At 69.5% G+C, this 17,449-nt stretch carries 21 protein-coding genes; 7 read left to right on the top strand and 14 right to left on the bottom strand.

Going from position 1 to position 17,449, the window contains the following annotated elements; genetic code table 11:
• The 4 genes from QT17_RS04980 to QT17_RS04995 form a co-directional block, all read right to left on the bottom strand.
• Nucleotides 1-1,497, bottom strand: a 1,497-nt coding sequence (locus QT17_RS04980) for a hypothetical protein (protein WP_052155166.1), incomplete at its 3' end; no start/stop codon positions are given.
• Nucleotides 1,494-4,037, bottom strand: coding sequence for a VirB4 family type IV secretion system protein (locus QT17_RS04985; RefSeq protein ID WP_039457230.1), 2,544 nt, complete (start codon nucleotides 4,035-4,037; stop codon nucleotides 1,494-1,496). The genes QT17_RS04980 and QT17_RS04985, both read right to left, overlap by 4 nt.
• Nucleotides 4,015-4,332 carry a hypothetical protein gene (locus QT17_RS04990; protein WP_014632329.1) on the bottom strand — a complete coding sequence of 106 codons (318 nt, stop codon included), beginning with the start codon at nucleotides 4,330-4,332 and terminating at the stop codon, nucleotides 4,015-4,017. Before QT17_RS04990 ends, QT17_RS04985 begins: the two co-directional genes overlap by 23 nt.
• A 3-nt stretch (nucleotides 4,333-4,335) precedes the next feature.
• The gene (locus QT17_RS04995; RefSeq protein WP_039457233.1) at nucleotides 4,336-4,710 is read right to left on the bottom strand and encodes a TrbC/VirB2 family protein; all 375 of its coding nucleotides are present in this window, start codon (nucleotides 4,708-4,710) and stop codon (nucleotides 4,336-4,338) included.
• Between the two features lie 150 nt (nucleotides 4,711-4,860).
• Between QT17_RS04995 and QT17_RS05000 the strand changes: the two genes are divergently transcribed.
• Together QT17_RS05000 and QT17_RS05005 are read left to right on the top strand one after the other, a co-directional pair.
• Nucleotides 4,861-6,453, top strand: coding sequence for a hypothetical protein (locus QT17_RS05000; RefSeq protein WP_039457236.1), 1,593 nt, complete (start codon nucleotides 4,861-4,863; stop codon nucleotides 6,451-6,453).
• On the top strand, nucleotides 6,450-6,944 hold the full coding sequence (locus QT17_RS05005) for a hypothetical protein (protein ID WP_039457238.1): 495 nt from the start codon (nucleotides 6,450-6,452) through the stop codon (nucleotides 6,942-6,944). Before QT17_RS05000 ends, QT17_RS05005 begins: the two co-directional genes overlap by 4 nt.
• Here the strand turns inward: QT17_RS05005 and QT17_RS05010 are convergent.
• From QT17_RS05010 to QT17_RS05055, 10 genes are read right to left on the bottom strand one after another with little or no spacing between them, the layout of a single operon-like run.
• Nucleotides 6,941-7,336, bottom strand: coding sequence for a type II toxin-antitoxin system VapC family toxin (locus QT17_RS05010; protein WP_014511042.1), 396 nt, complete (start codon nucleotides 7,334-7,336; stop codon nucleotides 6,941-6,943). The two genes, QT17_RS05005 and QT17_RS05010, sit on opposite strands and share 4 nt — an antisense overlap.
• A complete protein-coding gene (locus tag QT17_RS05015) occupies nucleotides 7,329-7,583 on the bottom strand; it encodes an AbrB/MazE/SpoVT family DNA-binding domain-containing protein (RefSeq protein ID WP_039457276.1) in 255 nt (84 codons plus the stop codon). The genes QT17_RS05010 and QT17_RS05015 overlap by 8 nt, the downstream gene beginning before the upstream one ends.
• 24 nt (nucleotides 7,584-7,607) lie before the next feature.
• The gene (locus QT17_RS13975) at nucleotides 7,608-7,928 is read right to left on the bottom strand and encodes a hypothetical protein (protein ID WP_152607332.1); all 321 of its coding nucleotides are present in this window, start codon (nucleotides 7,926-7,928) and stop codon (nucleotides 7,608-7,610) included.
• 17 nt (nucleotides 7,929-7,945) lie between these two features.
• Nucleotides 7,946-8,158 carry a hypothetical protein gene (locus tag QT17_RS05025; protein WP_235283765.1) on the bottom strand — a complete coding sequence of 71 codons (213 nt, stop codon included), beginning with the start codon at nucleotides 8,156-8,158 and terminating at the stop codon, nucleotides 7,946-7,948.
• On the bottom strand, nucleotides 8,145-8,612 hold the full coding sequence (locus QT17_RS05030; protein ID WP_039457247.1) for a hypothetical protein: 468 nt from the start codon (nucleotides 8,610-8,612) through the stop codon (nucleotides 8,145-8,147). The genes QT17_RS05025 and QT17_RS05030 overlap by 14 nt, the downstream gene beginning before the upstream one ends.
• Before the next feature lies 1 nt (nucleotide 8,613).
• The gene (locus QT17_RS05035) at nucleotides 8,614-9,453 is read right to left on the bottom strand and encodes a hypothetical protein (RefSeq protein WP_039457249.1); all 840 of its coding nucleotides are present in this window, start codon (nucleotides 9,451-9,453) and stop codon (nucleotides 8,614-8,616) included.
• Nucleotides 9,454-9,498: 45 nt separating this feature from the next.
• Entirely contained in the window at nucleotides 9,499-10,473 is a 975-nt protein-coding gene (locus tag QT17_RS05040) for a hypothetical protein (RefSeq protein WP_039457252.1), read from the bottom strand.
• 10 nt (nucleotides 10,474-10,483) lie between these two features.
• Nucleotides 10,484-11,416, bottom strand: coding sequence for a toprim domain-containing protein (locus tag QT17_RS05045; RefSeq protein WP_039457255.1), 933 nt, complete (start codon nucleotides 11,414-11,416; stop codon nucleotides 10,484-10,486).
• 35 nt (nucleotides 11,417-11,451) lie between these two features.
• The gene (locus tag QT17_RS05050) at nucleotides 11,452-11,838 is read right to left on the bottom strand and encodes a hypothetical protein (protein WP_014511050.1); all 387 of its coding nucleotides are present in this window, start codon (nucleotides 11,836-11,838) and stop codon (nucleotides 11,452-11,454) included.
• On the bottom strand, nucleotides 11,828-12,472 hold the full coding sequence (locus QT17_RS05055; RefSeq protein ID WP_039457257.1) for a LexA family transcriptional regulator: 645 nt from the start codon (nucleotides 12,470-12,472) through the stop codon (nucleotides 11,828-11,830). Before QT17_RS05055 ends, QT17_RS05050 begins: the two co-directional genes overlap by 11 nt.
• A gap of 186 nt (nucleotides 12,473-12,658) precedes the next feature.
• On the opposite strand from QT17_RS05055, the gene QT17_RS05060 reads away from it, so the two are divergent.
• From QT17_RS05060 to QT17_RS05080, 5 genes are all read left to right on the top strand, one after another.
• Nucleotides 12,659-13,306 carry a helix-turn-helix domain-containing protein gene (locus tag QT17_RS05060; RefSeq protein ID WP_039457260.1) on the top strand — a complete coding sequence of 216 codons (648 nt, stop codon included), beginning with the start codon at nucleotides 12,659-12,661 and terminating at the stop codon, nucleotides 13,304-13,306.
• A 289-nt stretch (nucleotides 13,307-13,595) separates the two neighbouring features.
• The gene (locus tag QT17_RS05065; RefSeq protein WP_039457263.1) at nucleotides 13,596-14,663 is read left to right on the top strand and encodes a hypothetical protein; all 1,068 of its coding nucleotides are present in this window, start codon (nucleotides 13,596-13,598) and stop codon (nucleotides 14,661-14,663) included.
• Nucleotides 14,664-14,738: 75 nt separating this feature from the next.
• On the top strand, nucleotides 14,739-15,251 hold the full coding sequence (locus QT17_RS05070; protein WP_235283767.1) for a hypothetical protein: 513 nt from the start codon (nucleotides 14,739-14,741) through the stop codon (nucleotides 15,249-15,251).
• Nucleotides 15,252-15,379: 128 nt separating this feature from the next.
• Nucleotides 15,380-16,339 carry a ParA family protein gene (locus QT17_RS05075; RefSeq protein ID WP_039457267.1) on the top strand — a complete coding sequence of 320 codons (960 nt, stop codon included), beginning with the start codon at nucleotides 15,380-15,382 and terminating at the stop codon, nucleotides 16,337-16,339.
• Nucleotides 16,339-17,256, top strand: coding sequence for a ParB/RepB/Spo0J family partition protein (locus QT17_RS05080; RefSeq protein WP_081995776.1), 918 nt, complete (start codon nucleotides 16,339-16,341; stop codon nucleotides 17,254-17,256). The genes QT17_RS05075 and QT17_RS05080 overlap by 1 nt, the downstream gene beginning before the upstream one ends.
• Nucleotides 17,257-17,449: the final 193 nt, after the last annotated feature.

Genomic DNA, 17,449 nt, shown 5'->3' on the forward strand with positions numbered 1-17,449 from the left:
GAGAGGTATGCCCCCCGTACACAGACGCTTACACATAAATCTTGACACGACCTCCGCCTGGGAGGCCACCTGGCCCATGAGGGCCCGTAGCTGGTCCTCGGCGCTACGCTCCTGCTTCCTGATGAGCTCCACCAAGTTCTGGTTCACCTGGACCAGTTGCTCCACGGTCATGGCCTGCTGGGCGGCGAGGTTCTTCATCTCCTGCACGGCCCGGAAAGAGTCCTGGGCCTGCAGGCGGATGAGCTCGGCGAAGCCCTTCACCACCACCTCCGTCACCTCCCGGGTGGAGGGGGCGGTCTGGGCCTCGGAGATGAGCCTTTCCGTGATGCCGGGGTCCATCACGCCCCCCGAGCCGGAGCCGCTGGTGCCGCCCGAGCCGGAGGTGCCCCCGGAGCCCCCCGGGGTGTTCTGGGCCCCAAGGGCGCCTCCCGGGGAAGCGCTTTGCGCCCCCACCACGCTCGCCCCGGAAAGCCCCCCGGTGAGGGAGGCCCACCCCTTGGACACCGCCTCGGCGATGAAGTTCCAGGCGGCCCCCAGGGTGTCCCAGAGGTCCTGGAGGGTGCTCTCCAGGCTCAGGTTCTCCTGCTGGTTCTTCACGTTCTGGGCCACCCGGGACTGGTTCTCCAGGAGCTGGGCGGTGCGCTGGAGGTCGGCGAGGCTCTGGGTCGTGGCCTGGAAGCCCAGCTGGGGCACCACCCCGGAGATGAGCCGGGTCCACCACTCCGGGCCCCAGTAGAGGGGGTCGTCCCCGGGCTTCCAGGCGTCCAGTTCCCGCAACTGCTCCGCCCGCGCCCGGGCCAGGGCGTTCAGGATGGCGTTCTTCTGGCGGCGGATGTCGCTCATGAGGTCCGTCAGGGCCTGGTCCACCTGGTCCACCAGGGGGTTGAGCTGGTGGAGGCCAAGCCCCTTGCCCAGCCAGTCCAGGGCCAGCCCGGTGCCGTAGTAGATGGCCTGGTTCTTGAAGTCCTCCCACATGTCCCCGAGCTGGTTCCAGTAGTTCACCGCCTTCTTCACGGTCCGGTGGGCGGTGCACAGCCACCGTACCGAGGAGAGCTCGTAGAAGCCGATGAAGCGGCAGGCCTGGGCGATGAAGCCGTCCAGGTCCTCCATGAGGCCCTGGGCCTGGAGGTTCTGGCCCGAAAGCCCCGTCCCCTGGACCTGGAGGGCGAGGAGGGCGTAGGCCGTGCCCGTCTTCTCCCCGGTGTAGTCCACCTCCAGGCGAAGCGCCGTGGTGCCGCCAAAGCCCCCGGTGTCCCAGTACCGCTTCACCTGGAGGGAGGTGGTGCGGAAGACCTCCCGCCCCGAAGGAAGGGCCACACCCCTCACCTCGAGGACCCTCTCCCCCGGCTCGGGCGCCACCCGGGCCTCCACCACCAGGACCCGCCCCTCCGGGTAGGTCCCGGGCCTCGGGGAAAGCCACGCCACCCTCACCGCGAGGGCGGGGAGGAGGGCGAAGGCGAAGGTCAGCGAAGCGATCTTGGGGATCCAAGCCCTCATGCCCGCCCCTCCGCGAGGTCCACCACCGCCTTGAGGACATCCCCCCCGTACCTCTCCACCAAGGCCTTCCTCCGGGCCGCTTCCTCCTGGGCGCTGGTGAAGAGCCAGTAGTCGTAGGGCGTGGGCCACAGCTGGAGCACGTCCCCCTCCTTCCGGTCGTCTCGCACCGCCCACACCATCACCTCCCCGTAAAGCCCCTTGACGCCCCCCAAGGAATTCCACACGGCCATGGCCCGGTCGGAGAGGCCGAAGACTCTTCGCACGTGCTCCTCCTCCCCCTGCACCCGGAAGAGGAAGACCCAGGTGGTGTTCTGGAGAATCCTCCCCGCGCTCTCCCCGCTGTAGTCCTGGAGGCTTTGGGTGATGCTCCAAATCCCGCCACCCAGGTGCCGGAACCGGCGGTAGAGCTCCTCCACCAGGCTCGCGGCGTAGGGGTTCTTGAACACCTTCCAGGCCTCGTCCAGGACCACCAGGAGGTTCCGCTCCTCCCCCCGCTTCTTCCCCTCCTTCGCCCGCTTCCAGATGAGGTCGGCCATGAGCACCGTGCCCACCACGTCCAGGCCCTCGTAGGCGTCCAGGCCCTCGAGCTCGTAGCACACCACCCGGGCCGTGCTCACGGGGACGGAGGTAGGGCGGTCCACGAAACTGCCCATGGGGGAGTCCCCGGTCCAGGACTGGAGCCGGAGGGCGAGGCTTCGGGCCACCTCCTTCTCCGAGGGGGACACCCCCCGCCCCCCGATCTCGTCCAGGGTGAGGAGGGTCTTCACCAGGTCGGAGAGCCTGGCCCCGAGGTAGCGCTTCTCCTCGGTGCCGTCCTCCCTCAGGTCCACGGTGGTGGCCCGCTTGTAGGTCTGGTCTATGGCCGCCTCCAGGATGGCGTTCTCCACCGCCTCCTGGGTGGGGTCGCCCCCGGGGGGGACCATGGCCCGGAGGAGCTTCAGTAGGTCCCCCTTCTTCTCCGGGGTGGGCTCCACCTCCCCCTCCTCGAGGTCAAAGGGGTTGATGCTGGTGCCCGCCCCGGGGCGGATCTCCACCATGGCCCCGCCGAAGGCCTCCACCAGGGCCTGGTAGTTCTTGCCCCGGTCCAGGATGACCACGCTCGCCTTCTCGTCCCGCAAGAGCTCCGAGAGGAGGTACTGCACCGCGAAGGTCTTCCCCGAGCCCGAGCCCCCCACCACGATGCCGTTGTAGTTCCGCATCCGCTTGTCGAAGGGGTCCACGGAGACCAGGGCCCCCTGGCGGTTCCGGAAGAGGGCCACGGGCCTCGGGCTTCCCGACCAGGCCCCCGTGGTGGGGAAGAAGTGGGCGGCGTTGGTCTCCAGGAGGTAGACCTTCTCCTCCGCTATCCCCCCGGAGAAGGGGGCGAGGGTGAGCCAGGGGGCGAGGAGGCCGTTCCTGAGGACCCGGAAGGGGTTCCCCGGAACCTGGCTCAGGGTGCTCACCGCCTGGCTCACCCGCTCCTCCAGGGTCTCCCGGTCCCGCTCCAGGAGGACCAGGCTCGCCCCCACCTGGAAGATGTGGTCCCCCGTCTGGGAGACGTGGGTGATGGCCCCCTCCGTCTCCACCTGCCCCACCCGCACATTGGGGTCCACGTAGGTCCCCGACTGGGAGGCGGAGTAGTACCGCCTCGCCCGGGCCTTGAGGGCCCGGATGGCGAGCTCGAAGGGCTCGTGGAGGAAGTCCATGACCAGGTAGAAGCGGTCCCCCCCGGCCTGGGCCAGCACGTCCCCCATCTCCGCGTAGGTCTCGTCCGGCACCGTGTAGAGGGAGAGGACCCCCGCCCACATCCCCCCCACGTAGAGGGCGTCCCGGTAGGAGTTGTCCACCTCACTCCGGGCGATCTGGGCCCGGAGGGTGGGGGGCCTGAGAGAAGGGATGCGGCGGATGGCCTCCCGGGGGTAGCGTTGCCAGGTCTGTTGGTACTGGGGCACCTCCGCAAGGGCCAGGGCGGGGTTGAAGTAGCGGTAGAGGACGGCGAAGAGCTCCTGGTCGCCCATGGGGAAGGCGAGGACGCGGTAGGCGGAAGCCGCGCGGATGATCCGGGTCCGCACCCGCTCCGCCTCCGCCACCACCTCCTTCCACTCCTCCGGGGTGAAGGGCACCCGGCGCCGCTTGTGCCGGGGCCTGCCCAGGAGGACGCTGAGGTAGACCCGCTTCTCCAGGACCTGCCCCTTCTGCCACCGCTCCCGCCAGGCCTCGTAGCGCCTTTCCTGCAGGAAGCGGGCCGTGGGGTGGGAGGGCTCGAGGCTCCGGTACCGCTCCACCCGGGCGAAGGGGGCCGGGGAGACCTCCACCACGAGCCGGGCCCGGCTTCCCTCGGGCACGCCGCTCCGAAGGATGGTCTTGATGACCCCCACCAGGCCCTCCATGTAGGCGGTGCTGGTGAAGAGGGTGGGCTGAAGCTCCAGCCGAACCCCGAGCTCCACCCGCCCATCGTTCAGGACCACGAGGCCGTCCTGGATCTCCCAGTACGGCAAGAGCGCGGTGAGGGAGTCCTCCCGCGCCCGGGAGAAGGGGCTACCTCTGGAAGCGCTCGTCATAGATCAGGGGAGTCGTGTCCTCGTCCCGCTCGGGGCGGTAGCGCTCCTTCTGGGTGAGCCAGGCGATTTCCTGCCAGAGGCTCGCCCCGGGGAAGCGCATCCGCAAGCGGTCGGAAAACTTCACCGCCAGAAAGCCCGCCACGCCCGCCAGCACCAGCCCCAGGGCCGGGTGCGGCAGGCTCCCGCCCACCTGGAGCCCCAGGGTCATGGCCACGGCCCCGAGGAAGAGTTGCCAAAGCTCGAGGCCGAGGAGCGTCAGGGGTTGGTAGAGCCGCCACACCCGGAGCCTGAGCATGGTTCAGAGGAGGTTCGTGCAGGCCGAGGCGTTGGCCGGAGCGGTGGCGTTCCCGAAGAACATCTTGGCGAAGTAGGGTGCGGCGGCGATGATGATGCCCCCGATGCCCGCCCCGATCATGAGGGGCATGGCGTTGCGCCCACCGATGGCGAGGGATATGCCACCCACGGCGAACATGAGGATGATGATCCCCAGGCCGATGGGGCCCTTCAGGTAGCCCACGATGGTGCAGATGGCGTTCGCCACGTTGCCGAAGGCCTGGTCCGCCGGGTTCGCCTGCGCCTCCGCCACCCCGAAGAGGGCGAGGCCCACCGCCAACGCCAGCACGAAGAACCGGAAGTGCTCCGTCTTGAAACCCTTAGCCAGCTTCTTCAGCACGCTCTACCTCCCAAAAGGTCAAGAAGCCCGAAGCCCAAAGCCTGAAGCCCGTCCATCCCCACAACCTTGACTCGCGCGTTCCCACCCCCTTTCAACCTCATACGACTGCCATTATAGCAAAACCCTGCCCTTTTGTGGCAACATGAGGGCGTGAGGCTGAACCCCGAGGTGCGCAAGGAAGCGGAGGAAAAGCTCGGCAAGAAGCTCCCCGGGCCAGACGAGCCCGGCTTCTACGCCCTACTGGAGGAGCTCAGGGAGAAGGACCCGGAGCTCGCCGCCCTCCTGGAGGAGGGGATCGAGTTCGAGCAGGTCAGGCCCCCGGAGGAGGAGGTCCGCCGGGAGGTGAAGAAGCGGGCCTTCCTCCGGGACCTCTACAACCGCCTCTTCAACCGGTATGACGAGCTTACCGGGGAGTGGGTGCCCTCCCGTCCCAAGCAGATCCTAATCGGGGTGGGGGGCCTGATGGGCCTCGTCGTCTTCATGTGGGCCCTGAACAACCTGGGAGGCCCCAAGCGCCCGGCCCAGGCTCACCCCTCCCCCCAGGTCCAGCAGGCGGCCACCGCTCCCCAGGCGGCCTCCGGAACGCCCCCTCAGGCCCAGGCCCAGGAGGCTCCCGCACCCCCGGCTGGCGCTTCCGGGGCCACGGGGGAGGCCGCGCCCCAGTCCCAGTCCACGGCCACCCCGGTCGCTTCTCCGTCAGGAGAACGCCTCGAGGCCGTCCCCCCTCCGCCCACGCCCTCGGCCACCGGGGAGGTGCCTCCCCCGCCCCAGACCCTGGGAGGCGCGGGAGCCTACTCCGCCCAGGCCGCGCCCATGCCCACGGAGGGGCCCTCCCTCACCCTCTACCTCCGTCCCACCGGGGAGGCCCAGGCCGCCTCGCCCTCCATGGCCCTCTACATGGGCCAGGCCCAGGAGGCCCCCGAAAAGCCCTCCCTCTCCGTGCCCCTGAAGGCCCAGGCCCAGGAGGCCCCCGCCGGTCCGGGCCTCGCCGTCTACCAGGGCCAGGCGGGTAGCGCCTCGGGCCAGGTGGCCCCCGTCTCCTCCTTCGTGGCCTACAGGAAGACCGAGGCGCCCCAGGCGGTCCCCTCCTCTCCCGCCCCGCCCCAGGCCCCCCAGGGGCCTGGCCTCTTCGAGGCCAACCTGCCCGAGGTCTTCGGGGGGAGGCAGGCCCCCTCCACGCCTCCTTCCACGGCCTCTTCCACGCCTCCCGCCACGGCCTCCTCCCCCTACCTCCCCGGGGCGCGCCTCGAGGGGAGGCTCGCGGTGAGGCTCGTGGTGCCCGAGGGGCAGGAGGTCCCCGTGGCCCTGGAGACGGAGGACGGGGCCACCTTCCTGGGCAAGGCCAAGCTCTCCCCCACCCGCCGGGTGGAGGTGAACCTGGACCAGGCGGTCCTGGCGGGGAAGGTCTTCCCCGTGCGGGCCGTGGTCCTGGGTTCTGACCTCGCCCAGGGCCTCCCCGCCCAGGTCCGGGAGGAAGCCCCCTCCCTGGTGGCCGACCTGGTGCGGGGCTCCCTGCGGGGCCTCTCCGACTACGTGCGGGCCCGGAGCCAGCAGACCACCGTCACCACCACGCCCTCGGGCACGGTGATCCAGCAGGGGCAGACCCCGCCCCTGGAGCTCTTCTTGGGGGCGGCGGCGGCGGACCTTTTCTCCGTCCCGGAGGGCACGAGGGCCGTGGTCCGGGTGGCGGAGGTGGCTCAGGGGACGCCCCTCACGGTCCTGGTGCTGGGGGCCGGGCAATGAGCGTGAACCCCCTCGCCGTGGACCTCGCCTGGTCCGAGGGGCAGGTCCGGCGCTGGGGCCTCGTCCCCCCCGAAGAGGCGGTGCGGGTGGAGGGCTACCTGGGCCTCACCTACTACCGGAAGGAGGAGCCCGTGGCCTTCTGGGCCCACCCGAGCGTGGCCCGCTACCCCCTCACCGCCCTCCGCCACCTGGCGGGCCTGGCGGAGATGCGCCTCCTCCTCGGGGTGCCTCCTGACCCCAGGGTGTGGCGGGTGAGCCCCAAGCCCCGCCACCCCGTGGAGGAGCCCGATGGGGTCTGGCTCACCTCCGAAGGCCCCGTGGCCCTGGAGTACGACGCCGGGGCCTATGCCCGGGCCCGGGTCCGGGCCAAGGGGGAGGCCTTCGCCCTGAGGTTCGTGGGGCAGGTCTGGGGCGCCCCCGTCCCGGAGCGGGTGGCCTACCTGAGGCGGTTCCTCCCGGGGGCGAGGGTCCTCCTGGCCCCGTGGGCCTAGCGCACCACCACCACTTCCACGCCCGGCACCACCCCGGCCCAGGTTCGGTCCGCGGTGAGGACGGCCAGGCCGCGCACCCTCCCGGCGGCCAGGCAGGCCCGGTCCCCCAGGGAAAGGCCCAGGGGCCGGGTCAGGGGGTCAAGAGCCCCCGCCTCCAGGGCCTCCTCCAGGGTGAAGGGCAGGACCTCGAGGCCCATGGCCAAAAGCCGCCTCACGATGCGCTCCGGGTCCTTCCCCCTGGCCTTGAGCTTGCCCGCCACCTCGGCGAGGTTCACCGCGCTGATGGCCGCCCCCTCCCGAAGGGCCTCCCGCACCGCCTCAAAGCCCGGCTCCCTCTGCAGGTAGGCGAGAAGGGCCGAGGCGTCAAGGAGCTTTCGCGGCCCCTCAGGCATCCTTCTCGGCCTCCAGGCGGCGCTCCCTCAGAAGTTCCTCGGCGAGGCTTTCCTGGATGTCGGCGAGCTCCGCCCAAAGCTCCTCCTCCAGCCGCTCCCAGGGGGTGAGGACCAGGCGCCCGTCCTCCACCAGGGCCACCAGCCTGGCCCCCGGCCCCAGGCCCAGGGCCTGGCGGAGGGGACGGGGAAGGAGCACCCGGCCCTGGGCGTCCAGGGTGAGGGTGGTGAAGTCCGCCTTTTTCACCATATAGGTCATTTTACACCAAAGCCCTCATGCCCCCCCACACGAGAGGCCCTTCACGGGCCTTTCGTCCGGGGAAGGGGTGTACCGGGGAGGCGGCCCGATGAAGGTGCAGGCCCCGTACCCCCCGGTGAGCATGCGGATAAGAGGGTAGAAGGCCGCCGTCCTCCCGCCCTGCCCGTTCGGCACCGGAGCGAGGAGCCCGGCCAGCAGGAGGAGGGCCGCCAGGCTCCACTTGGCCCGCCGGAGGTCCCCCATCACCACTCGGTAGCCCAGGAAGATCACCGCCAAGAGGACGAGCGCCCCCACTAGGACCACAGGGGGGGTGAGGGCGCACACCAGCCGGCTCACGACACAAAGGACCTCGTTCATACTCCAAACAGGCTCAGGAGGGCCCTGGCGTTCCAGGCGAGGATCCCCCCGAGGAGGGCGGCGATGAGATAGCCTACCCCCCGGTCCCGCTCCCCGATGGCGATGAGGAGGCCGCCCAGGGCGAGGCCCAGGGTGGTGATGGCGAGGATCACCGCCTTGGGGGGCTCCAGGCTCATCACCAGGTCCTTCATGGCGTCAACCGCTTCCAATCCGCACCTCCTTCACCTCTATCCGGGACCGCTTCGCCCCCTCGGGGACCAGGACCACCACCCGGCTAGCGGTGGCCTCGAGGTCGTCCTGGGGCCTGGGCCGCCTTCCCACGGGCCCACGGTTTCCCACCACGAGCACCCGCTCCCCGTCCTTCTCCAAAACGGCCCTGCTTCCCTGCCGCTTGAGCACGCGCCAGCCCTCCCTCTCCATGGCCTCCGCCTGCCGCCGCACCAGGAGGGCCATCTCCAGGGCCCCCGCCCTGGGGGTGTAGTACCGGGTGAGCCCGAGGCGCTTCCGGCCCTTGGCCGCCGGGACCAGGACGGGGCCGAGCCGGGTCATCACCGGCTTCAGCACCCGTTGCCTCAGGGCCTCCCCCACCAGGGCCTCCCCGTAGCGCTCCAGGGCCTCCTGTAGGGTGTAGGGGCCTTCCCGCCAAGGCGCGAGGAGGTCCATTCTACCTCCCTTCCGTCTGGACCTCGATGGTCTTGCCCAAAAGCCGCCTCTCCAGGAGGAAGCTCCTCCCGGGCCCGAGCTCCACCCCCCGCCACCTGAGGAGGAGTTCCCCGGGCCTCGCCCCGTGGACCACGATGACCCCGCTCTGCCCCTCTCCGGGGTTCAGGACCGCCTTTAGGGGGTCCCGGCGCACCTCAAACCGGAGGGGCTTCCCCTCCTGCAGGATCTGGAGATCGTTGAGGGCGAAGCTCACGGGGCGGCTTCCCCGGTTCTCCAGGGTGAAGAAGACGCTCACCCTCCCCTCCTCCCCGGAAGGGGCCTCCACGGTGGTGGTGAAGTGCACCGCCGGGGCCTGAACCTGAGGGCTGGGGGTGGGAGAAGGAGCGGGGGAGGAGCTTTGGGCAGGCCCCGCCGTGGGAGTGGAAGGAGTCTGGGAGAGAGGGGCGTAGGTCCCCCCCTGGGTCCGCTTGAGGAGCACCTGGTACCGCCTCGGGTACTCCCCCGGCCCGATGCGCACCGTGAAGAGGAGGGTCCTCCCCCCCACCTCCACCACCAGGTCGGTCATCCCGCTCTTCACGGGCACCGCCCCCGTCTGGGTGCCCATCATCCCCGTGGAGAGGAGGAGCCTGCTCCCGCCCCCCTCGAGGCGAAGGAGCTCCCGCTTGGCGGAGAAGGCGGCGTCCACCGTGTCCCAGAAGTCGATGACCGTGGTGAAGCCTGGGCTTACCTCCAGAAGCCCCGGGGTCTTTACCAGGTCCTCCGCGTAATAGGTCTTGAGCACCACCTGGGCCTGGGCCGGAAGGGCCATGGTTAGAGCCAGCAACACGGCACGCAACCGCATGCCCTCATGTTGCCATATATTGGGTAGCTAGGCAAGCCTTTGTTGCTAGTCCTCCCCCAGGTATCCTCCTAGGAGGGCCAGGAGGCCCAAGGCGGCGAGGGCGAGCCCCAAGGGCACGGCGTAGAGCAGGGCCACGGGAGCGAGGAGGGCGGCGGGCCCCAGGGCGTCCCCCACCGCCTGGGCGTAGAGGCGGGCGGGGCGGCCCAGGGGGAGGGGCCTGAGCCCGGCGGCCACCCCGTAGAGGGCGGGGAGGAGGGCCCAGGCCAGGCCCCCCGCCAGGGAGAGGAGAACCCCGTGGACTGCTCCCCCCAGGAGGGCCACCAGGGCCAGGCCGAAGAGGAGCCCCTTGAAGGCGTCCACGTACTCCCGGGCAGTCCCCCCGCGCTTAAGCAGGCGGTCCTGCACCAGGAGGAGGTTCAGGGCGGGAAAGAGGGCCAGGGCTCCGGGGATGGCCCCCGCAAAGGCGGGGTAGAGGACGAGGGGAAGGGAAGCGGCGAGGAGGAGAAGGGGCACCAGGGGAAACCGCCTCACCCTGGGGGAAGAGGGGAAGGCCCCGCGTTCTCCTGGCGGAGAAGGGGTCCGCTCCTGGATGAAGAGCCTTCCCATTTCCCGCCGGGAGGCCTCAGGGGGCGCCTCCTGAGGCAGTGGGGGCAGTCCGGTCTGGGTCTCCTCCCGAGGAGGCACCTCCCGTGGGGTTTCCGGGCGGCCCGGCTGGAGGAGGCGCGCCTCCGGCCTCTCCCCTTCCCCCTTGAGGAAGGCGGCGATCCGGCCCACGTCCGCCGGGGAGAGGACCCGGGGAAGCGCCTGGAGGTGCTCCTCCAGGGAGGCCACGTGGAGGACCCCCTCGTGGTAGCCCCGCCGGTAGCTCCCCACCACCAGGGGCACCACGGGGAGGGCGAGGAGGGCGTAGGCCTCCCGGCCTAGGGCCTCGGCCTGGCGCGCCTCCTTCGCCAGGGCGAAGACTCCCGCCTCCGAGACCAGGAGGTGGCCCTCGCCGAAGGGGACCAGGTGGGCTTCCATAGACCGCATCTTACACACCTTCCCTTTCCAGGAAGGCCTCCGCCACCCGGGCGAGGACCTCCTTCCGGAGGGCTTCCCGGCCCAGGGCCTCGGCCACCTCGCATGCGTCGCCGCCCTCGAGGGGGGTGAGCAGGTAGCCCCCAAGCTCCTGCTGCCACATCTCCGCCGCCTTCCTCCCGGCCTCGTCCCCGTCCAGGAGGAGAAAGGTGGGCCTGCCGTCCGGCTCGGGGAGGGTGCCGTTCACCCCGGCCACCCCCACCACGTCCAGGAGGTCCCCCACGGCGAGGTAGAGGGCCACGGCGTTGAGCTCCCCCTCCACCACCAGGACCCCCGCCCGCTTCCCGTAGCCCGGGCCGTACCAGGGCGGCGTGCCGCACCCCCGGGTGAGGTAGCGATAGCGCTGGCCCTCCTTGGGCTCCCGGTGCCGCACCTTCACCGCCACCACCCTCCCCTCCGGGTCATAGACCGGAAGGTAGAGGTCCCCCTCGGGGGAAAGCCCCATCCCGAGGAGGACCGCTTCCCTCAGGGTGAGCCCCCGCCCCTTCAGGACCTCGGGGAGCTCCTTCGCTTCCCTGAGGCGGGCCTGGGCCTCGGAGAGCGCGGCCCCCAGGTCCACCGGGGGCTTGGGCTTCTCCTTCCCGCGCCGGAGCCGCTTCGGGAGCTCGGGGAGGGGCCTCTCCCCGAGGAGGATCTCCACCGCCTCCGCCTTGGAGAAGCCCGCGGCGAGGAGCAGGTGGTAGGCGTTGCCGCTCTCCCCGGTGGCGTGGTCCCGGAAGAACCACACTCCCCCGGCCTTGAAGAGGGAGAGGGAGGGCTTCTTGTCCCCCCGCCAGACCGCCCGGTAAAGCCCGGGCCTGCCGGGCCTGGCCCCCGACTCTGGGAAGAGCCGGGCCACGAGCTCCGGCAGGTCCACCGTGTCGATCGCCTGGGTGAGTGGGTCCACGCCCCTTCCCGTGGGGCCGCTAGGCCCCCGGGCCCTTAGAGCACCTCCTCGGGTTCCAAGAAGGCCTCCAGCACCACCCCCGCCCCGTCCAGGTCCAGTCTCGCCCAAACCAGGGGGATCTCCTCCTGGAGGAAGAAGACCTCCGCCGCCACCTCCCCCTTGGGCCGCCTGAAGGTCCGAGCGTAGCCCAGGGTCTCCAGCTGCAGCCGCTCCTCGGGGAGCAGGCTGGCCATGGACACCACGCTGGCCTCGCCGTGGGCCAGCCTGCGGAAGGAACCCTCGGGAAGGCGCAAAAGCCCCTCGAGGGCGCTTTCACGTAGAACCACCACCAACCGCTCCCGGGAGGGGAGCAACCGCAACAGCCGGAATCCTGACCTCCCTTCCTCTTCAACCCGAACGCGGAAAAGGGCTTCAGTGCTCATAGCTCCACCTCAAAAGAAGCCGCATCGCCTCGAGGGCCTCCCGCCCCCGGAGAAGGAAGCGAAACACTCCCTGGACCTCCACCTCCGAGGCGGGCAAGCGCAGGGTGGGATAGGCGGGGTTGTGGGGTTTGAGGACCACCATGTCCCCTTGGGGGTAGATGTACTTGAGCGTGGTCTTCCCCTCGTGAAGCACGGCGGCAATCTCCCCTCGCCTCGGCCTCACCCCCCGCTCCACCACCACCACGTCCCCATCCAGGAGGTACTCCGCCATGCTGTCCCCTTCCACCACGAGGGCGAAAAGGTTAGGGCGTGCGGGCAGGGGGATGAGGCCCTCCACCTCCTCCAGAGCCTCCTCCAGGGGCCCCGCAGGAACCCTTCCCACCACCGGAATGGCGAGGCCCGCAAGCAGCCTCCCCTCCGGCGTAAGCTCCACGTGGGTGGGGCGGCCGTGCCCTTGGGGATAGAGGACCACCAGGCCCTTCCGGGCCAGGGCCTCCAGGTGCTGGCGCACGGTCTGCGGCCGCAAGCCCAAGGCCCGGGTCAGGTCATGGGCCGTGGGGGAAAGGCCCCGGCGCAGGAGCCGCGCCGCTTCTAAAAAGACCCGCTTTTGCCCTTCCGGCAAGGGGGGTGCCATAGCTCCTCCTCTACCTGTTTTATAACAGTACCCCCCTCAAGGTGCAAGCCCTCCACCCAAGGTTCTTCGGTCAGCGGGCAAAACGGCGTAGGGCACTCCAATCTCCGCGAGAAGGAGCACAGGAAGGCATGCGCTGACCGACTACATGCCGTTGCATCGGGAGGAAACGGGCCGTATCGTGTGGCCATGCCACGCACCAGCAAACACCCCCTTCCCCGCCACGTCCTCCGCATCGGCGAGAGGCGGCGGGAGCTTGGCCTTACCCAGGAAGAGCTCGCCCGCATGGCGGGCTTCTCCACCAGCCTCATGGCCAAGATCGAGCGGGGCGCCGTGGACCCCAAGACCCTCTCCGCCCAGTACCTGGTGGGCCTCGCCAGGGCCCTCGGCCTCACCCTCTCCCAGGTCATGGGGGAGGATGTCCCCGGGGACGACCTGGGCTTCGTCCCCTTCACCCTTCCCGTCTACACCTCTCCCAAAGAGCTGGAGGAAGGCAAGCCCGCCTCCCGGGCCTTCCTCGCTCCGGCCGAGCTTCCCCGGGGAGCGGTGGTGGAGCGCCTGGCCTTCCTGGAGGTCCCGGGGAGGTGGCTCGCCACCCTGGACCTCCCCTTCCCCACCGCACGGAGGGTCTGGGTCCTCACCGAGCTCAGGCCTCTTCTCCAGCCCCAGGCGGTCTACCTGGGGAAGGCCCAGGGCTACGCCGCCTTCTTCCCCCACGAGGCCCTGGAGAGGGATCCTCTGGCCCTCTACCCCCTCCACCCGGAGCTCCCCACCCTCTGGCTCGAGGAGGAGCGCCCCGAGGTCCTGGGCCTGGTACGGGGATGGCGGGTGCTATAGAGGCCATGTATTGCCAAAATGGGTGGTGTATGCTAACCTCTAGTTGCGGCTAGCCAACCCTGGGGTGAGCGTGCTAGACTCCAGGGTTAAGGAGGTGAGAGCTCACCTAAGGACGCGTAGCGGTAGGTAAAAGCAGGAAGACCGGGGTTTCCCCCGATCCCTTCACCGCAAGCATCTTGGTACTCTCGAGATCCCCTAATCCGAGGGTACCAAGCGGAAGGGAAAATGTCAACCCGGGTGGAAGCCCCACGGGCCCCAGGGCCGGGGGTAAGCGGCCCAGAAGGCAACCGTGGGAGCGCGAATCGGCTGGACCCATCTGGAATCGCCAAACGGATTCACCCTCATCCCCAACCCCCTGCTCAACAAGCTCTTCGGCAGCGGCTTCTCCGACCGGGAGTTCGCGGTCTTCCTCGCCCTCGCCACCCGCAGGAACCTCCACCACAAGAAGGCCTCCACCAAGGACCTGGCCCTCCTCCTCCGGCGGGACCCCCGCACGGTGGAGAAGGCCCTGCTCGCCCTCTGGGAAAAGGGCCTGGTGGAGCGGGACGCCACGGGGTGGTGGCTTTCCGATGCCCCGCCCGGGCAGGACCTGCAGGCCCCCGTGCACGCCGTGCAGACCCCCTTGCAAACTTTGCAAGGCACGGGTGAGGAAAACGCCCTCCAGGACGGGCTTCTCTCGGTGCGGGAAATAAGAGAAAAAGAACTAACCACTGAAGAAAAAAATCCTCCTCATCCTCACGCCCAAGCGGCGGAGGCGGAGGAGGCTGAAGAGGTAGAGGCTGACCGCAAAGCCCCAGAGGAAAGGGCGGTTTCCGCCTCTCCCTCAGAGGGAGGAGAGCGGGCGACCTTCCTGGTTCCTTCGCCGTCTCCGGCCTCCCCTTCCCCTTCTGGATCTTCCCCGGTGCTCGTGAATGAAGGCACGAAGTACCGCCTCCAGGCCCGCCTCAAGGAAGCGGGGCTCTGGGTGGACTTCTACCGGGTCTTCCGCCCGGGCTTCGCCCACGGGGGGCTTTGGCGGGCCTACCTGGAGCGCCTGGAGCGGGAGGCCCTGCCCCTGGGGGAGGCCTTCCTCCAGGCCCTGGACCGCACCCTGAAGGGAGCCCGCCTCGGCGTGGTCCGCTACCCCGCGGCCTACCTGGACCGCCTGCTCCAGGACCTCGCCCCGCCCGAGCGCTCCTTCCCTCCCCCGCCCCCGCCCGAAGAGGTGCCTAAGGACGCCCTCCTCCTCCTCCCGGACGGGAGGCGGGGGTACTTCGCCGGGTGGACCGGGGGCGGGGCCAAGGCCTTCGTGGAAGTGGACGGGGTGGCCTACCTGGTGGACCGGGAGAGCGTCCTCCAGGCGCGTGTGCTAGGGTAGAGGGGAATGGTCACGACGCCCCCTTCACCTTCCCTGAGTCGGGTTCCCCTAAGGTTTGGCGCCCACTACGCCGCCGTGGTGGTCGCGGAAGGGCAGGTCTTCGTGAAGGAAAGCCAGGCCCCGAACGGCCAGGTCTACACCTTCTACCGCCTCCGCCTCCCGGACGGGAGCTTCCTCCGCCTGCCCCGGGCCCACCGGGGCCGGCCCATGGCCGAGCTGGTGGGGGCGCGCATCCGGGGCACCTTTTGGCCCCGCACGAACGGCCAGGGCCTTCTGGAGAAGTCCCTTCGCCTTGGTCGGATCGGGGTTCCCAGGGGGGACGGGAAGGGACACCCCTTGATGGCCGCCCAGGGCCGCGTGGCCTTCGTGGACCGGGAGGAGGGGAGGTTTGGCCTCGAGGTGCGGCCCAACCCCAAGGGGCGCCTCAAGGAGCCCTTCACCCTCACCCTCTGGGCTCCCCTCGCCCTCCTCGAGGGCCTGCCCCCCGTGGGAAGCGGGGTCTATGTGGAGGGGGAGGCCCGCTTGAAGACCCGGCGGCTCGTGGCGAAGAAGGTGGAGCCTGCCAGGCTCTGGGACGATCCTTCCTGAAGTAGAGGGAAGTTCTGCTGGCCTCGAGGCCACGGCAGGGAGGCCGAAAGGCTCTTATCCGGGTGATTTAGAACACACCCGCTGTGGGATTTGACTCACGGCGTGAGGCGGGTTATATTGCTTCCAAGATGAAGAAGACCGTCCTCATTCCCCTCAAGGACTGGGCCCTGGAGCAGGGGCTCTCCTACTCCGGCGCCCTCAAGCAGATCCAGGAGGGGAGACTCAACGCGCGGCGCCTTGGCCGCTACTGGTACGTGGTCAAGGAGGTGGAGGCCCCGGGGGGAGAAGGGGTGGTGCTCACCCTCTTCACCCACGCCGGGGGGGCGGGGAAGACCTCCCTGGCCCGGGACCTGGGGTACGAGATGGCCTCTAGGGGCAAGCGCGTTCTTCTCGTGGACGTGGACCCCCAGGCCAACCTCTCCGCCTGGCTCGGCATCGTGGACGCTCCGGTAGAGGAGACCCTTCTCGGGCTCCTAGAGGGTAAGGGACGCTTCAGGCCGAGGGAGGTGCTTCCGGGGGTTAGCCTCATCCCCGCGCATGTGGAACTTGCCCGGGCCGAGCTTGTCCTCATCCGGGAGCCCTACAAGATGTTCGCCCTGAGGAAAGCCCTGGAAGCCTTCCGGCAGGAGTACGACCTCATCCTCGTAGACTCCCTGCCCTCTCTGGGCTCCCTGGCTGGAGTTGCGGGTATGGCCGGGGACGGCCTTCTGGTTCCCGTGGAAGCCTCGCCCAAGGGCCTTCAGGCCCTGCCCACGGTGCTTTCCGTGGCCCAGGACTACGCCGAGGGGTTGGCCTCTCTGGGGATGTGGGGCGGGGGCGCCTTCGTCCGCGCCCTCATCCCTAACGGGCTGGAAGGGACGGTCCGGGACCGGGAGGTTTTGGCCCAGCTCGAGGGCCTTGGAGGGCGGATCCCCTTAGCACCCCCCTTGGTGCGCCGTCCGGCGGTGTACCGGGAGGCTCAAGTACAGCGGCTTCCGGTGCAAGCGGTGGGCGGGGAGGAGGTGCGGCGGGAGATGCGGGCCCTCGGGGACTTTCTGGAGGGGATCCTGGAGCAGGTCAAGGCTGAGCTTCACAAGGAGGTGGCCTGATGAGCCGCAAGCCGAGCCCCATGGACCCCTTCCTGGCCAGGGCGCTTTCCGCCTTGGAGGAGATGGAGGGGAAGCCGGTCCAGGCTGGGGGGAAGACGCTTCCCCTCGAGGCCCTCGTCCCTTCTCCCCAGCCCCGCAAGCGCTTTGAGGGACTCGAGGCCCTCGCCCACTCCATCCGGGAAAAGGGCGTGCTCCAGCCCCTCCTGGTGCGGCCCTTGGGGGACGGGAGGTACGCCATCGTGGCCGGGGAGAGGCGGTACCGGGCCGCCCGGATGGCGGGGCTTTCCGAGGTCCCGGTGCGGGTGGTGGAGCTCTCCGAAAAGGAGGCGAGGCTTTTCGCCCTGGTGGAGAACCTCCAGCGGGAGGACCTGAACCCCTACGAGGAGACCGTGGGGGTCCTCGCCCTGCTATCGGAAGACTTGGGGAAGCCCGTGGAGGAGGTGGTGGGGCTTCTCCGCCGGATGCGGAAGGAGAAAAGGGGGGAAGCGGGCCATAACGTTATGGCCTCCCCCGAGGCCCAGAGGGTGGAGGAGGTCTTCCAGGCCCTGGGGCGGATGACCTGGGAAAGCTTCGTGCAGAACCGCCTCCCCCTCCTCAACCTCCCTGAGGACCTGAAGGCGGCCCTGGAGGAGGGGGCGATCCCTTACACCGCCGCCCTGGAGCTCAAGAAGGTGAAAGACGAGGCCTTGCGGAAGGCCTTCTTGGAGGAGGTGAAGGCGGGCCTCTCCTTGCGGGACCTGAAGGCCCGGGTGCGGGAGGTTCTGGTCGCGCGTAAGCCTGCCTTGGAGAAGGCTCCTGCGGCGTGGTATGGAGACGTCATCGACGCCTTGAAGAAGACGGATTTTAGTGCTCTCCCCACGGAAAAGCGGGCCAGGGTAGAAGCGCTCTTAGCGGAGCTCAAGGAACTGCTTGGTTAAACGCGTCTGGGTTCAGTATGGCGGTCTTGCCAAGGATCCACGAAGGGGTTTTCTACTGGGCTTATCGGATCCTGGGGCCGGAGTTTAAAGGCCCCACGATTGAGGATCCCCTTGGGGTTCTTCCCATTCCTCTCAAGACGGCCCTCCTTCAAGCGGTAGGGAAGCGGTTTGGGTTAGAGTTCGATCTTGCAGA

This window comes from Thermus sp. 2.9, assembly GCF_000794385.1.
Lineage (GTDB): Bacteria > Deinococcota > Deinococci > Deinococcales > Thermaceae > Thermus > Thermus thalpophilus.